14 protein-coding genes are annotated in these 16,391 nt (G+C 48.0%); 9 read left to right on the top strand and 5 right to left on the bottom strand.

Annotation, left to right across the window (positions count from 1 at the left end; genetic code table 11):
* Positions 1-174 precede the first annotated feature (174 nt).
* Positions 175-2,340, bottom strand: coding sequence for a substrate-binding domain-containing protein (locus tag T497_RS0114100; RefSeq protein ID WP_028516173.1), 2,166 nt, complete (start codon positions 2,338-2,340; stop codon positions 175-177).
* Between the two features lie 339 nt (positions 2,341-2,679).
* On the opposite strand from T497_RS0114100, the gene T497_RS0114095 reads away from it, so the two are divergent.
* Together T497_RS0114095 and T497_RS0114090 are read left to right on the top strand one after the other, a co-directional pair.
* Positions 2,680-3,189 carry an RNA polymerase sigma factor gene (locus T497_RS0114095; RefSeq protein WP_028516172.1) on the top strand — a complete coding sequence of 170 codons (510 nt, stop codon included), beginning with the start codon at positions 2,680-2,682 and terminating at the stop codon, positions 3,187-3,189.
* Positions 3,190-3,208: 19 nt separating this feature from the next.
* A complete protein-coding gene (locus T497_RS0114090) occupies positions 3,209-5,620 on the top strand; it encodes a beta-propeller domain-containing protein (RefSeq protein WP_028516171.1) in 2,412 nt (803 codons plus the stop codon).
* A gap of 62 nt (positions 5,621-5,682) precedes the next feature.
* Here T497_RS0114090 and T497_RS0114085 read toward each other — a convergent pair whose 3' ends face one another.
* Genes T497_RS0114085 through T497_RS0114075 form a run of 3 tightly spaced genes read right to left on the bottom strand, consistent with a single transcriptional unit; the run spans position 5,683 to position 7,388 of the window.
* Positions 5,683-6,036, bottom strand: a complete 354-nt coding sequence (locus T497_RS0114085; RefSeq protein ID WP_028516170.1) for a hypothetical protein — start codon at positions 6,034-6,036, stop codon at positions 5,683-5,685.
* Between the two features lie 19 nt (positions 6,037-6,055).
* The gene (locus tag T497_RS0114080; RefSeq protein ID WP_028516169.1) at positions 6,056-6,436 is read right to left on the bottom strand and encodes a zinc ribbon domain-containing protein; all 381 of its coding nucleotides are present in this window, start codon (positions 6,434-6,436) and stop codon (positions 6,056-6,058) included.
* A gap of 13 nt (positions 6,437-6,449) precedes the next feature.
* Positions 6,450-7,388 (bottom strand): calcium/sodium antiporter, encoded by a 939-nt coding sequence (locus T497_RS0114075; protein ID WP_028516168.1) that lies wholly within the window; start codon positions 7,386-7,388, stop codon positions 6,450-6,452.
* A 655-nt stretch (positions 7,389-8,043) separates the two neighbouring features.
* Here T497_RS0114075 and T497_RS0114070 point away from each other — a divergent pair.
* Both T497_RS0114070 and T497_RS0114065 read left to right on the top strand, forming a co-directional pair.
* A complete protein-coding gene (locus T497_RS0114070) occupies positions 8,044-9,396 on the top strand; it encodes an SLC13 family permease (protein ID WP_028516167.1) in 1,353 nt (450 codons plus the stop codon).
* Between the two features lie 20 nt (positions 9,397-9,416).
* Positions 9,417-10,013 carry an AAA family ATPase gene (locus T497_RS0114065; protein WP_028516166.1) on the top strand — a complete coding sequence of 199 codons (597 nt, stop codon included), beginning with the start codon at positions 9,417-9,419 and terminating at the stop codon, positions 10,011-10,013.
* Positions 10,014-10,601: 588 nt separating this feature from the next.
* Here T497_RS0114065 and T497_RS0114060 read toward each other — a convergent pair.
* The gene (locus T497_RS0114060) at positions 10,602-12,842 is read right to left on the bottom strand and encodes a glycosyl hydrolase (RefSeq protein ID WP_028516165.1); all 2,241 of its coding nucleotides are present in this window, start codon (positions 12,840-12,842) and stop codon (positions 10,602-10,604) included.
* A gap of 300 nt (positions 12,843-13,142) precedes the next feature.
* Between T497_RS0114060 and T497_RS0114055 the strand changes: the two genes are divergently transcribed.
* The 5 genes from T497_RS0114055 to T497_RS0114035 all read left to right on the top strand — a co-directional run bounded on the left by T497_RS0114055 (position 13,143) and on the right by T497_RS0114035 (position 16,293).
* Positions 13,143-13,502 (top strand): hypothetical protein, encoded by a 360-nt coding sequence (locus T497_RS0114055; RefSeq protein ID WP_028516164.1) that lies wholly within the window; start codon positions 13,143-13,145, stop codon positions 13,500-13,502.
* Positions 13,499-14,134, top strand: a complete 636-nt coding sequence (gene nth / locus T497_RS0114050; protein WP_028516163.1) for an endonuclease III — start codon at positions 13,499-13,501, stop codon at positions 14,132-14,134. Before T497_RS0114055 ends, nth begins: the two co-directional genes overlap by 4 nt.
* A gap of 312 nt (positions 14,135-14,446) precedes the next feature.
* Positions 14,447-14,842 (top strand): secondary thiamine-phosphate synthase enzyme YjbQ, encoded by a 396-nt coding sequence (locus tag T497_RS0114045; RefSeq protein WP_028516162.1) that lies wholly within the window; start codon positions 14,447-14,449, stop codon positions 14,840-14,842.
* Positions 14,843-14,845: 3 nt separating this feature from the next.
* The gene (locus T497_RS0114040) at positions 14,846-15,559 is read left to right on the top strand and encodes an NAD-dependent protein deacylase (RefSeq protein ID WP_028516161.1); all 714 of its coding nucleotides are present in this window, start codon (positions 14,846-14,848) and stop codon (positions 15,557-15,559) included.
* 11 nt (positions 15,560-15,570) lie between these two features.
* Entirely contained in the window at positions 15,571-16,293 is a 723-nt protein-coding gene (locus T497_RS0114035) for a hypothetical protein (protein ID WP_028516160.1), read from the top strand.
* Positions 16,294-16,391 lie beyond the last annotated feature (98 nt).

The following is a 16,391-nucleotide window of genomic DNA, read 5'->3' as shown; positions in this document are numbered from 1 at the left end:
TTGCTTTCGGGGGTCTGTTTTTATTGTTTGATATTCACGCCGCCTATACAAAAAGTGCTGTAAGCGATGTACGATTATCGTTTTTGATGATCGTGAGCGAGTTTACGAGCGGCAACGTGGAAGCGGTCGAGCTGGCTCAGCTCGCAGCGTGGCAAGGGTGCAGCGTCACGCTGCCTACTTCGCCATATTGCGGTATTGGTTCGGCGTTACGCCGACTGTTGCAAGGAACTGTCTCAGGAAATACTTGCTGTCCACATAGCCGCACTGCTCGGCTATCTCAGCCATACTCAGCGGTGTTACCGTCAGGCAGTAGGTAGCTTTTGCCATTCGTGCGTTTATGCAGTCCTTATGTATGCTTACGCCGAAACACTTCTTGTATACCTCGCGGAGATGTCCTGCGCTGTATGGATAGAGCTTCTGGAGCTTCTCCGACTCGAAGCTGTCCTGGGGATTGCTGTAGATATAGCTTCTTATATGGAGCATATCCTCGTAGTGGGGACGCATACGCATCTCCATTTTCTCGCGCTGGCGCTCCGCAAGTATATCGGAGCAGATACCTGTGATACGTGTATAGGACTTCTCTGTGCACTTCACAGCCGCGCAGACGAAGGAATCCAGTCCGTACTGGTCGATGTATACTCCGTGCTGGAGCATTATTGAATTTATCCTGTTTTCAAGGAGCTCTATATCGTTCTCGCCGCTGATTATGCAGGCAAAGGTGTTATCGTTCACCCTGCCGCAGATATCGTTGCTTCCGCAGAACTGCTTGACAGCTTCGGCGGCGTCCATGATAGCAGGTATCTTGCCGCTGAGCTCATAGAAGCCTGCATTGGATATGCCTATCCTCATCATAACAAGGCAGTGCTCCTGATTTTCAAAGTCTATGGTGTGATAAGCCTTTCTCATACCTGTCTCGTTGTACATACCCGTGAGAGTATCGCGCAGGTCTGAGAGGTTCTGGCACTGTGTCAGATACTGGATATCGTTCTTCATTCGCAGGAATTCCAGACCGTTGGAAACGGATTTCAGCCAGTTTCTGTAGATATCGTCGTAGGTATCGGGATCGTGGAATTTGAGCACCAGATGACCGAAAAGGCGGTCATTGAAGAACAGCGGATTGAAATAGTATATTGCAGGCTCGTAATTCTGGGCAAGAAGCGCCGAGAAATTGTACTTCTGCATATCAAAGGGCGTCTTATCCTCCCAGTCCACCATACACTGACAGGAGAGTATGTCGCTGAGCTCTGCGTCGCTGTCGTACCAGTTCTTGTAAAGGCACAGATAGAAGCTCTGAATGCCTCTTACCTGCCAGTGGAACTGACCGCAGATATCAACGAACTCGTTGAGAGTACGGCACTCTGTCAGCTTCTGGTCAAGAGGATTGAACAGGTTCCAGTTGTCGTATTCCTTTTTCTGCCTTGCGTTTTTCAGCTCGGTAGTATATATCCTGCGGTCAACTCCGCAGGTACAGCTTGTTCCGCAGATTATCTCGCCCTGTGGCGGAGCAAAGAGGAACTCCCTCTTCTTTATGCGGCTGTAGACCATATTTGCGGCGTCCTCGCCTATGGTCTCGCGGTTTCGCTTATAGGTCGTCAGCAGAGGGGTGTGCATGAAGCGGTCGCCTATGTACTCATAGCCCACTACCGTAACGTCCTCGGGTATTTTTATTCCCAGCTCGTCGAACTTGTCGATAAGTCCGTAAGCCATATAGTCGTTTGCGCAGATTATAGCCTGAGGGAGCTTCAGCTCGCCGCTGTAATAGCGCTCGGCAAGCTCCTCGCCCGAGTTCATCCAGTAGTTTCCGTAGTGAACGCGGCTCTCGTCGAACTCTATGCCGTGCTTTTCAAGGGACTTTCTGTAGCCGTTTACTCGGAGACTTGAAGCTTTGATAAAGTCATAGCCTGTGAGTATATCTATTTCCGTAAAGCCGTGAACGTCCATAAGATGGTCTGTGATATCCTCCATGTCGTTCTCGTCGCTGGTATTTATAAAGGTACAGTTAGGAAGGTCAAGCTCCGCGATATAAGTACCCACAACTACGATAGGAATATTTTTGCGCGATATAAGGTCGGCAATAAGCTTTTTCAGATCCTCATTGACAAAAGATTCTGAGAGCAGTATCAAGCCGTCAAGCTCGTCGGAGAGTATCAGGTCGTATATCCTGTTTTCGCAGAAAAGCTCCTTTTCCTTGACGTTAGGATTGTAATTGTTTGAAAAAACGACAGTGTCTACTCCGATACACTGGTCAAAACGGGCGATGCCCTTTATGACCTGTCTCTGTTCGATGCTGTTGGCTTCTGCTGCAACAACGCCGAAAATCATTCTCTTTTTTCTTACCATGTTCCCACCCCGTTATTGATTTTCAGGGACGCACATATCCGCTCGGTCGGTTTTTGTGCGGAAATCCTTTACTTTCACAGTGTTTTAATGTATAATTTCAGATATGGAGCAATAGAAGTTACATATATTATACATTATTTATTAAGAAATGTCAATGAAGTTTCCTGCGTTTTTTCCACCAAAAGCGCATTTTTGTGGGTTGAATATTTATATATCGTTATAATGCATAATGAAAAGGCATTCTTTTTGTGCAAAGAGCAGAACTTCAAGCTTCTTTGCAGCAATTTTTACCTTTCTCGACACTTATGTTATGAATTCGGATTCAAAGGAGGGATTCGCATGAACGACTTTTCTAATGACGTCGATCTCGCCCGACAGGGCAATACCGAAGCTTTCGCAAGACTCTACTCCACTGTATACGAGGACCTTTACCATATAGCCCTATACAGTCTGCGAAGCTCCCATGACGCTGCCGACGCGGTAAGCGATACTGTTCTGGACGCTTTTTGCTCCATAAAAAAATTACGCAGTCCTGAAAGCTTCAAAAGCTGGATCATGTCTATCCTCGCTGCTAAGATAAAACGTAAACAGCGCTCGTATTTCGAGCCTGCCGACGAGCTCAGCGATGGCTCTCCCCTTTCGGAGGGCTTCAGCTTCGAGTCGGTAGAGCTCCGCGAGGCTGTGGACAAGCTGGACGACGAATCAAGGCTTCTGCTTTCAATGTCAGTGCTGGGCGGCTATACAAGCGACGAGATATCGCGTATGTGCGGTATCAGGTCGGGTACGGTACGCTCAAAGCTTTCGCGCATAAAGCAGAGACTGCGCCTTGAACTGACTCCCGAATTATGATCGTGAAAGGAGAATCAACATGAATAACGATGATAAGCTCAGAGAGCAGATGAAGTCAGAGCCCGTTCCCGACAGGCTCAAGCCCGAAAATATAAAGATAATGCTTGATAATGAAGCACCAAAGAAAAAGAGAAGCGGCATCTCCATGGCAGGAAGAATAGCAGCTGCTGCGGCTGCCTGCACAGTTATCGGAGGAACTGCCGCATATTCACTGAACAACGGAAAGTTTAATAATAAGAATGCCACCGTCTCGGAAGCTCCCATGCAGCAGGACAGCAGAGAGACAGGCACAAAGCCTGCTGAAAAAGACACAGAGATAAAGAAGCAGGCAAGCTATATGAGCGGCGCCAAGAACTACGACCAGATATATACCATGTTCAAGGAAGCAAAGCTCAAAAGCGAAAAAGAACAAAACAAATACAAAAGCGATGACTTCGTAATGAAAGAGGCTGATGAAGAGACTGTATCATCTGCCGAAGCGCCAATGACCAACGGCGGCGAATATACAGGCTCCACTGACGCCAAGGGCGGCGGTTTCGGCGCAGGCGGCGGCACTGAACCCGAAGTGCCTATCATTGACGGAGAGCTCCCCACAGAGCCAAAGACCGAGCCTGTTACCGAAACAACGACAGAAGCTTCTACAGAGCCGGCTACCGAGACAACAACAGAAGCTCCCACAGAGGAACCCACTACAGAGGCTGATCCCGAGCACTCCGATACCTACTATCAGGAGCAGGACGTCCTCGAAGCCGATATCGTCAAGACCGACGGCAAGCGTATCTACTACATCGGCTCAGCTACCAACAAAAATCAGGTATTCAGTAACTTTCTCCGCGTTGCTGATGTAAAGGACGGCAAGTTCACAGGTCATACCTCCATCGAGCTCAACAGTGACTTCGGAGATAACGAGAATATCAATGTCATCGATATGTATATCTACAATGATATGATAGCTATACTGGGTACTGACAGCTATTGCGATGAGTCAGATAACTACTACTACACACACACCTTCGTTTCGTTCTACACAACAGACGATGAGCCAAAGCTCATTGATACCTACAAGCAGGACGGCTATTACAACGACGTAAGGATATCCCCCGACGGATATATGTTCCTTATCTCAGAATATAGCACTTGCAGCTTTGAGGAGATCGGCGGCAGCGACAATATCAGAAAGTATATCCCCTGCTACGGTATGTCAAAGACCTTCGGAGCTGTCGAAGCTGAGGATATACTGCTCCCGAGCGAGTTTGATTCGGCATTATGGCTGAACTACAGCATTATCGGCAGCATAGACCTCAACAAGTCAGGCGCTCCCAAGGTCAAGGACATAAAGACTCTGGCAGATCACAGCGGTTGTATATACTGCTCGGCAGATAATCTCTACTCTGCGGCAGGACGCTGGGAAAACGGAAACACTACCGATATCACACGCATCTCCATAAAGGACGGAAATATCGAGCCCCAGGCAGGCTGTACCATAGACGGCTATGTAAACGATCAGTTCTCGATGAGCGAGTACAACGGCTACTTCCGCGTTGCCGCAAGCTATACCGAGATGAAGGAGACCTTCCACAGATATTCGGACGATGAAGGCTTCATCGACGGCTTATGGGACAGGATAAAGGGCGAAAGCAACGGCTATTACTCCTATGAGACAGTAAAACAGGACAACAGAGTCTATGTTCTCGATATGGATATGAACATGGTCGGCATGGTAGACGGTCTCGGTATCAACGAGCAGGTCAAGTCCGCAAGCTTCAGCGGAAATATGGCTTATATCGTTACATTCCGCCAGACCGATCCCCTGTACGCTATAGACCTCAGCGATCCTGCAAATCCTGTAGTTCTCAGCGAGCTGAAAATAAACGGATTCAGCTCATATATGCAGTCATGGAACGACGGACTTCTTCTCGGCTTCGGCAATGACGCTGACGACGACGGCAGAATAACAGGTATCAAGCTGACTATGTTTGACAACTCCGATCCGAACAATGTAAAGGCAGTTGACACAGTTACATGGAAAAACGATATGCTTTACGACTATGACTGGGACGACCTTGACGGCAAGACCGAGAAATACTACAGCTCATCTGCTCAGTGGGACAGAAAGGCTCTGCTCATAGCTCCCGAAAAGAACCTCATCGGCGTACCTATCGGACTCGATGAATATACCTACCACAACGACGGTTACGAAAGCGATCAGAAGTATACCTCATCGTATATATTCTTCAGCTTTGAGGACGGCAAATTCGTAAAAAAGGGCGATGTCACATCGGTAAGTGAAAACGATTCTGCATATATTTATTATATCTCACTCTACAACCGTGCAGTATATATAGGCGACTACGTCTACACCCTTGCTGCAAACAAGTTCGTAGCTTCCGATATCCACACACTTGACATCACAGACGAACTCGTATTCTGATCTGAGCTGTCAGCGATCTGAAAACTATAAAAAGCTCCCGTGTCCAGACACGGGAGCTTTGCTCATTTCATGTGGAAAAACGGCAGCATAAACATCATTGGGAACATGAATGTTCCGCAGAACAAAAGGAAAAACGATACCGCACCGAGTATCAGGTAAAGCCTGCCGCTCTTGGGGTGTCCCCCCGAGATATTCACAGCTCCGATTATGAAGCCGAAAAGCGGTATCAAAAGGGAAATAACGATAAATATCGGCTGCGGTTCGTCAGGTCCCTGAACGCGGAAAGCCTGCCTGTTCTGCATAGGCGCACCGTTATTATAGCTGTTATTTGCCGTGCCATGGTCTATGTAGCTGTCGCAGTATGGACATTTTACGTCATGCTCGGATATGGAAGCTCCGCAGTGTTTACAGGTCATTATCTTTCCCCCTTATTTTTCATGATATCAACAATACGCTGAAAACCACGTACATTATTACGATCAATACTCTTACGCCGAAGCTTATTCCTGCCGCCAGCAGATAAGCTCTTCCTGCACGTTTTTCGTGCCTGCTGAGACTTGCTATGCCTGCGATAAGTCCTATTATCGGCTCGATTGCAGAAAAGACCAGAAGAGGCGTTTCCGCAGGCTCGTTCTCGGGATTCACATTATAGGGCGAATAAGGCGATACGTCGCGGTAGAATTGCGGCGGACCATAGTTATACGGTCCGTACTGAGGCGGCGGAACATTCTGACGGTAATTCGGATTCGGAGCCGAACAAAACGGACAGAAAGCCTGTCTTTCGTCCATTATCGAGCCGCAATTTGAGCAATACATATCCCTCTCCCCTTTATCTCACAAAAATATAAGCAGTGTAGCCTGCATAAACCGCCAGCATTACTGCACCGTGCCAGCGCACCAGCTTCTTTTTCGGCAGACAGAGTATGAGTACGAAAAGGCTCATAACAATAAGAACCGCCGTATCTATGGCATTTTCAATGGTATATGCCATAGGTGAGATAACAGCAGCTATTCCAAGCACGAACAGTATATTGAATATATTCGAGCCCACAACGTTTCCCAGCGCCATGTCCACCTCGCCCTTGCGTGCCGCAACGATAGATGTAACAAGCTCGGGCAGGCTTGTTCCCAAGGCAACTATAGTCATACCGATAAGGTTGTCCGACATACCGAAAGTCCTGGCAATATCGGAAGCGCCCTCGACTACCATTTTTCCGCCCACAGCTATGGCAGCTCCGCCGCCTATGATACACAGCAGGCATTTCCACACGGGCATTATCCTATACTCGTCCTCGTCGGTCTGCTCTCCCGAAGCACGGGCTTTTTTCGCGGAGCTTATCATCATGTACAGGAAGAACACAAACAGCGCAAGGAGTACAGCTCCGCCCCAGCGCATGACCGTTCCCGTAAATGTGCCAAGTCCAAGAAGAACTCCTGCCGCTATTATGGAAAAGGGCAGGTCTTTTTTCAAGGTCTCCCTGCCGACTGCCATAGGACACAGCAGTGAACAGACTCCGCAGACCACCATGAGGTTGAATATGTTCGAGCCCACGGCGTTGCTTATGGCGAGGTCGTTCTTTCCCAGCACCGAGGCGCTTACGCTGACCGAGGTCTCGGGCAGGCTCGTACCCATAGCAACTATGGTCATTCCGATGATAAGTGACGGTACCTTGAGCCGTTTGGCTACCGCAGAGCTTCCGTCAACGAAGAAGTCCGCGCCCTTGATAAGAAGCACAAATCCGCCTACGAGCAAAATATACTTTAGCATTTATCCATTCTCTCCCATGCAGCGTCTATTATAAGTTCTTTTGAACCTGTTACAAGCTCAGAAGTCTTTCGACTGCATATCTTATTATACCACATCTTCTGACTATTTGCAATACCCACGGCGAAAAAATATCCTTTCCTTTCTGTAGGGGACGACGTCCTCGGCGTCCCATTCAAGGGAACGCCTTCTCTTGCAAGGCGACACTAATCGTGTCCGGCACCCTCTGTCCTTCGGACATCTCCCTACACTGTAGGGAGTCACCCTCTCAAAAAACATTCCACCGGACTGTTTTTGGATTCACCCTTTGCGAGGCGCCTGTCGTATTCGGGGCGCTGCCTCTGACCTTACCGGTACGTCCCCTCTGTCCTTCGGACATCTCCCCATCTTATGGGGAGTCACTCCGCCAAAGGAACACAGTCCCTTTGGAATCCCGTTCATAAGCTGATGTTAAAAGAATGGCTCGACACTCTGACTAAAAATAATCGCATTTTTCGTCAATTTCCAACAGCCTGTCCAAAATTTGATTTCTGCCGAAAAAAAACAATATTTGTATTGAATTGCTCCTCCATTTGTGCTATAATTCGGAATGGTGTATTTTACCTATTTAATGGGTAAGCAAATAATGCGGCTCAGCTCCGCAGTCATGGAGGTTTATATGACAGCAGCACAAATTTTCGCCGTTATTATCTTCGTGGGAATGTTCATTATGATAGTTCTCGACAAGATAGAGCGGCACTACGTCACACTCGGCAGCGGTATCCTCACCCTTGTCGTTGTATTCGGTATCTGTATGCGCAGCGGCAGCGCTGTTATGGATACTCTCGCCATTAAAAGCTTTGCTACCAAGGACTTCTGGTATCAGGTCACGGAAAGCGAAAGCAAGGGCATAAACTGGGCGACTATCATCTTCATAGCAGGCATGATGGTAATGGTAGAGGGCATGGCTAAGGCAGGCTTCTTCCGCTGGCTCTGCATGAAGATAGCATATCTCGTAAAATGCAGAACAGTCCCCATTTTCATCACTTTCATGATAATGTCGGCAGTTCTCTCGATGTTCATCGACAGTATCACCGTTATCATGTTCCTTGCAGCAGTTACTATCGAGCTTTCTTCTCTGCTCAAATTCAATCCCGTACCTATGATACTTTCCGAGATTTTCTGTGCGAACTTAGGCGGTTCGGCAACAATGTGCGGAGATCCTCCGAATATCATCATCGGTACTTCACTTGGCTTCTCATTCTTCGACTTCCTTACAAACACAGGTCTCTGCGCAGCTATCTCGCTGACAGTATCCGTTCTGTTCCTGTTCTTTGCTTTCCGCAAGGAGATAGCAGGCAGCGGCAAGGAAAAGGTTGATATGAGCAAGTTCCCTAAGCCCTCAGAGGCTATCACCAACAAAAAGGACTTCATCATCAGCAGCATAATCTTCGCACTGGCAGTTATCCTGCTCATCACTCACGCAACAACTCACCTCACCGTAGCAACTATCGGACTTTTCATAGCTGCTATCACACTTATCGCCTTTGGTAAGCACGCACTGGAGCTTATCAAGAAAGTCGACTACAAAACTCTTATCTTCTTCATCGGTCTTTTCATCGTGGTAAGCGGACTTGAAGAAACAGGCATACTCAAGCTTATAGCAAACTTCATCGGCGATATCAGCGGCGGCAACGTTATGCTCATGCTGGCTATCATTCTCTGGGTATCGGCTATCGCAAGCGCATTCGTGGACAATATCCCATTTGCGGCTACAATGGTGCCTATCATACAGAGCCTTGCAGAGTCCTCGGGAGTTCCTATCTCAACTCTGGCATGGGGACTTGCAATGGGTACTGATATCGGCGGAAGCGCTACTCCTATCGGAGCTTCCGCAAACGTTGTGGGAACCTCCGTTGCACAGAAAAACGGCTATCCTATCGGCTGGGGCAGATACTGCAAGAAGCTCGCTCCTGCCACAGTCATAGTACTTGCAATATCAACTGTTTATTTATTTGTTCGTTATTTATAATTCAATAAGGGGGAATATATATGTCACAGGTAATCATTTCAGTAGGTCGAGAGTTCGGAAGCGGCGGCAAGGCTATTGCCGAGCAGCTTGCCAAGCGCTTCAATATCCCGATATACGACCGTCATCTCATTACGGAGATAGCAGACAAAACAGGTCTTTCTCCCGATGAGATCGAAAAGTACAACGAAAAGCCAAAGAATCATCTGCTTTCACGCAGAGTCAACGGCTACAGCAACTCTATCGAGGACAATATCGCAGAAATGCAGTTCACATTCCTGAGAGAAAAGGCTGCAAGCGGCGAATCCTTCGTTGTAGTGGGACGCTGCTCCGAGACAAAGCTCCGCGATTTCAAGTGTCTTGTTTCGCTGTTCATACTGGGAGATATGAGTGAAAAGATCAAGCGCGTCATGAACGTTTACAACCTCACAGAGGACAAGGCAAAGGCGTTCATCGACAAGAAAGACCGCAAGAGAAAGCGCTATCACAACTATCACTGCGACGGTCACTGGGGCGATTCACGTCTTTACGACCTGAGCATTAACAGCTCCCGTCTTGGACTTGACAGGACAGTTGACCTCCTTGAGAAGTACATCAAGTCAAGAATGGGCGAGGAGTAATTAGAGCTAAGAACTTAGAATTAAGCCATTAGAAAACAGTATTTTCAATGTTGTAATTACTGCCTGACAATATGAACGGGATTCCAAAGGGACTGTGTTCCTTTGGCAGAGTGACTCCCCATAAGATGGGGAGATGTCCGTAGGACAGAGGGGACGTACCGGTAAGGTCAGAGGCAGCGCCTCTGGTGGGGTGACTCCCCACAGTGTGGGGAGATGTCGCAAGGGGTGAATCGAAAAACAATCCAGTGAATTGTTTTTCGAGAGGGGGCGCCCTGCAAGTGAGGGCGTCCCCTAATTGGCTGATATTTTATCCGCCCATGCATTTGCACATAAAAAAGCTGCACATAAAGCAAAAAAGCCGTAAAGAAGTTTTAGCTTCTTTACGGCTTTTTCTAAAAGAATAAAGAATAGAGAATAAATAATAAATAAAAAATAAGGTATCCGTTTCACGGATATAATAATAAAATATCGCCAAAGGCGATACCACCATTATTCTTTATTCATTATTCTTTCTTCTTTATTATTTTAGAGGGCGTGATAAATTTTTTTATCACGCCCTCGCTAATGTGCAGCTTTTTTCGTTATGTTTTACTTTGCATTCGGAACAAGTGTATCTATCTTTTTAAGGAGATATTCCTGTATTCTGAGTGCGTCATTTGCTGTTACGCCCTTGCTGGACAGATCAACGTCAGCCCAATTCCAGCCTATTTCCGTGATATGGGACTTTTCTGTGCCCTCAAGTCCGTACTTGTTCGGATTTGCAAGAGCCTGCATTATGAGTACAACGTCGCTCATATCTACTATATTATCGCAGTTAGCGTCACCCCATACGGCTTCAAGTGCTCCGCCCATTAAGTACTTGACCTCGCAGCTGTCGATAGTGTAAGGCTGGTCGATAGCCTTTTCAGTAGCCGCGTTCCATACGTTTGACCACCATACCTGAACCTCGCAGGTCTTGAAGGTATCGGGCATTTCCTTGAGATCAACGTATACTGTGAGCTTGCCGTCCTTGTCGGCATTGCCCTTCCACTCGATGTTCTGCCAGTCGTCGGCAGTTGTGCCGAAGCCGATAGCACCGCCGATAGAAGCGTTAGGTGCGCCTGTGATAGTGATATTCATCTGCTTTCCGACTGCAAGTGCAGGCTTTTCGGGGATAGTAACGGTCTTCTTCTGGATAGCGAACTTATAAGCAGTTGTAGTTGTTGTCGCATTGGGATCTGCTGTAGTAGTCGCTGTGGTCGTGGAAGTTGTTGTCTTTGACGGATTGGGAGGAGTTACGCCGTTCTTCTTGTAGAGATCCTTTGGGAGCTCGTCAAGAGTTATGCAGTACTCGCTCTGATACATTGCGATAGTGTCTTCCTTGGTATTGAATGTTGGGTTGGACAGGAAGTTCGTTGTATCCGAACCGCCGTCATACCATGTACAGAAGTAGAGCCAGCCAGCCTTTTCCTCCTGAAGCTTATCGGGAGTTGAAAAGCTGTCGTTCTCGGCAAGGGATATCATCTTTGCGCTGTCGTACTTCTCCATGATGCCGTAGAATGTAGAGGAGAACGGGCTGTCGTTGTGGTAGTACCTTGCGCTTCCTGTTGACCAGTCTGTGCAGCTGTACTTATCGTAGCCGATGATGTCAACATAGTTGTCGCCGGGGTACCAGTCCTTTGATGTTGCGAAGTTATAGCTGTTCCACTCCCAGATAAGGTTGTGGCAGTTAAGGTCATTTGTGAGAGTATTGTAGGTGTACTGCCAGAGCTTCTTATAGGCTGCCGAGCCTTCTCTGCCCCACCAGAACCATGAGCCGTTCTCACCGCCGCCGCCCTCGGCTTCGTGGAGAGGCCTCCAGATAACGGGGATTCCCTCAGCTTCAAGCTTGTTGAACTCCTTAGCGAGAGTTTTCAGTGTTGAGAGGTAGTATTCATTCTCCTTTGTGCCTGCCGTAGCAGCCTTTGAGGGTGAAAAATCAGTGTCCTTAGCTGTATAGGTAGACTGTGCCCAGTCCATTTTTGTGCCTATGGTGTAGCTTGCGAAGTCCTTCGGCACATTGAGGTGATATGAAGCAGTAGCGATACCGCCCTTGTTCTTTACCCAGTCGATAACGCGGTCTGTTGAGCCGTCGTCACTGCCGTAGAGAGGACAGCAGAAGTTGCCGTAGTCAAAGCCGCGGATAGCAGGATAGTGACCTGTGGTGTCCTTGAGGTACTCGAACTCGGTCTCAAGGCCGTGAGGACCGCCGCTGTATATCTCCTGCTGACCTGAGATTATATGCTTGCCGTAATTGTCTGCGAGATAAGCCATGAGGCTCTGTGTCTCAACTGTTGCAAGCTGGTCGCAGGGAGTAGTCTGCTTAGCTTCTATCTTGGCGCCTGACATAGGCTCAGCTGTGAGGTAGTCGAACTGTGACCAGCCCCATGATTTCTCGATAACGATAGTGTTCTCGCCTGCTTTGAGAGGGATAGCCGTGAGCTCCACAGGCTGATACTCAGTACCCTGCGGTATGCCTATAGCGCCCTGTGAGGAGCCGTTTACGCTGAGATTCTGCTGCTTGTCAGTACCTATGCCAAAAGCGTAGAATGTGAGCTTATATGGACCGCCCTCCTCAACAGTGAGCTTCACTGTGATAGTGCCGTCCTCGGTCATTTTGAGGACAGAGCCGCCGCTTGCGTTTGAATCCTTTTCAACCGAGATAGTACCTGTTATCTCAGCGTTCTCGAACTCAAACTTTATAGGCTCGTCAGCCGCAGTTACTGCTGCGGTGCTGTAAAGAGCTGTATTCAGCAGCAATGCTGCCGACATCACAGCCGAGCCTGCCTTCTTGAAAATTTTTGTTCCCATGTTTAATATCCTCCTGTTTAGATATAGTTTTGCAACTTAATTATATCATTATTTCAGTAAAAATCAATAATTGCAGAAAAATGTTTAAATACCCGTAAAAATTTTCGTATATCCGCACAATCAGAGTTATTTTTATTTGTATGATAGCTCAAATTTAACTTAAATAATACTTAAAACATACTTTAGTTAAATAAGAGGATTTTTTCTCGCCGTTTCTTTCAATTCTGTTGACATTTTTGCTAAAAAGGTGTATAATTTTAGTGGAGTTTCATTAACATTGTCTATGAGGAGAGTGAGAAAATGACCGAATATCTTACAAATTATATGAAATACATTCAGGAGCGCCTTGAAAAGTGCCAAAGCTCCGAGGAACTGGACGAGATAATGGCTGAGCACAAGGACAAGATAGCCTTTATGCAGCATGAGCGTATCGTCCATTTTCTGGTAACTATGCTCTTCGCATTCATTCTGATAGTATTCTTCGCGGTGCTGATATTCAAGGTGAATCTTGCAGTTCTCTCCCTCGTGACAATAGTTCTCGTACTGCTGATGTTCTACATCAAGCACTACTATTTCCTCGAAAATACGGTGCAGAAGATGTACAAGGTATACGACAGCATACTCGAAAAGCAGAAAAAGCTGAAGGAGTCCGCTAAATGACGAAGAAAGAAATAGCAAAACTGGCTGTAGAGGAGCTGGAAAAGCTCTATCCCGACGCCGCCTGCACGCTGAACTACACAAAGCCCTATGAGCTGATGTTCGCGGCGCGGCTTGCCGCTCAGTGCACCGACGCCCGTGTAAATATAGTCACAGAGACGCTTTTCAAGAAATATCCGTCTCTTGAAGCCTTCGCAAATGCCGATATAGCGGAGCTCGAACAAGACGTAAAGCCCTGCGGCTTTTACCATAACAAAGCAAAGAGCCTGAAAGAAATGGCGAATCAGCTTATCAACGACTTCGGCGGCGAGGTACCCGGCACTATGGAGGAGCTTCTCACGCTGTCGGGTATCGGCAGAAAGACCGCAAACCTTATGCTTGGGGACGTTTTCGGGAAGCCTGCCATGGTCACAGATACACACTGCATACGCATTACAGGGAGATTGGGACTTACGAAAAACAAAGAGCCTGCCAAGGTGGAAAAAGACCTTGTGAAGCTCATACCGCCCGAGGTGTCCTCGGATTTCTGCCACAGAACAGTGGAGTTCGGACGGGATATATGCAGCGCACGAAAACCGCGGTGCGAGGAATGTCCGCTGAATTATTTCTGTAAATATTACGCTGATAAATCATGATACTTTTGTAGGGGCTGGCGTCCTCGACAGCCCATTAGGGAACGCCTTCTCTTGCAAGGCGTTCCCTCTCTGAAAACAGTCCACTGGACTGTTTTCAGATTCACCCTTTGCGAGGCGCCTTCGTATCTCGGGGCTCTGCCCCGAACCCTGCCAGAGGCTCTGCCTCTGGACTCCGCCAAAGGAACACGTCCCTTTGGAATCCCGTTCGTAGGCTCGACGAATGTTAACTGCGCTATTTGCAACTAATCACTAATTACTAATCACTCAGCTCTGTTTTGCGTAGCAAAATGAGCAACCGAAAGGAGTCATAATATGCTTTTCAACTTTAAACTAAGCACCCCTGCTGAGGGGCTTGTCGATATCACACGCGAGGTAACAGAAGCCGTTAAGGAAAGCGGCGTTCTTGAGGGTATCTGCATTATCTACTGCCCTCACACCACTGCCGCTATCACCACTAACGAAAACGCAGATCCCGACGTTCAGACCGATTTCATCAAGGGTATGGACAAGTTCTTTCCCGATCTACAGTCATTCAAGCACGTCGAGGGCAACTCCGACGCACATATCAAGTCCTCTGCCATAGGCGCAAGCGAGACTGTCATCATCACAGGCGGAAAGCTTCTCCTCGGCACATGGCAGGATATCTACTTCTGCGAGTTTGACGGTCCGAGAACACGCAAATTCTTCGTAAAGGTCATGGGGGACTAAGCTATGGACAATATAGAAAAACTCGCCGAGATAGTCAGCGAGTCCAATAATATAGTATTTTTCGGCGGCGCAGGAGTCTCCACGGAAAGCGGCATACCCGACTTCCGAAGCGTTGACGGTCTCTACAGTCAGCAGTGGGACTATCCGCCCGAGACTATCCTCAGCCACACATTCTTCATGAAAAAGACCGAGGAGTTCTACCGCTTCTACAGGGCAAAAATGCTCTGTCTCGACGCAAAGCCAAATGCTGCCCATATCAAGCTTGCAGAGCTGGAAAAGCAGGGCAAGCTCACCGCTGTCGTTACCCAGAACATCGACGGACTTCATCAGGCAGCAGGCAGCAAGCAGGTATATGAGCTCCACGGCAGCGTCCTGCGCAATTACTGCACAAAATGCGGCAAATTCCACGACGTTCACTATATCATAAACTCCGAGGGAGTCCCCAAATGCGAATGCGGCGGCGTTGTAAAGCCCGACGTAGTGCTATATGAGGAGTCTCTCGACGACGATACTGTAAACGGTGCAGTCCGTGCTATCAGCAATGCCGATACCCTTATTATCGGCGGAACTTCGCTGAACGTATACCCTGCCGCAGGACTTATCCGATACTTCCGAGGAAAGAACCTCGTCATAATCAATATGGCTCCCACACAGATGGACAGTAATGCAGACCTGCTCATCTGCGACAGAATAGGAGAAGTTTTCTCCCGTATTTAGGAGGATATCCCATGAAACGACTTACAGCCGCCGCTTTATCAGCGATACTACTGGCAGGCTGCGGTTCGGGAAAGACAAGCAGTGCCGATACACGGTCTGCCATTCCGCCTTTGCCCCAACCCGCAGAACTGACCACTTCAAGAAGCAGCGCCGAAACAAGCTCCGCCGAAAGCCGTATCATTTATCGTGAAAGACTATACAACACCAATTCCTACACTAAATCCGATCTTATAGTTCAATCAGACGGAGCTGTCTGGTGCGGCTTTTATATGCACAATGAGGGCACTATCGACCGCTTCAACAGACTTTGGACAAGTGAAGAGGAGTACACCGAGAATTATCAGCTTGACGACGACCGCTGGCTGGCTTCTGTTCTCACCGAGACAACAGACGATGACTTCATGCTTTTCGGTGACTACAGCAAGCTGGGAGACCTCAGCAGCGAGGACACACAAAAGCTTGTTTCTCTTGTTTCAGAAGCCGATCCCGTCAGCGCCTGCAATGTCAGCGTTGCTTCTCCCGACGAAGCTGCTCCTGCCGAATTGGAGACAGAGTACAGCTTTATCGACCTTATCGTCAATAACGCTCCATACCGCGTTTACGCCTATACACAGAGCTATGAGAGCAAAGTTCAGGACAACGCTGCCGAAGAAGCTGTGAAGCTTGTGCAGGGCTCCGAGCTGTACGCTCAGTGGCGAGAAAAATGCGTAACAGAGCTTGTACCCTTTGAATAAGCGAAAAAATCCCGAAAGAATAACCGCAACACTTGTATAGAAGCTTATAGTTAATTATGGGGGAAACCTTTCTGAGGAAAGGTTCTCCCCCATACCCC

The sequence above is a fragment of the Ruminococcus flavefaciens MA2007 genome, from assembly GCF_000621845.1.
Classification (GTDB): domain Bacteria; phylum Bacillota; class Clostridia; order Oscillospirales; family Ruminococcaceae; genus Ruminococcus; species Ruminococcus flavefaciens_E.
The sequence above is the reverse complement of the archived record's forward strand: the minus strand, read 5'-3'. Positions and strand labels throughout refer to the sequence as shown.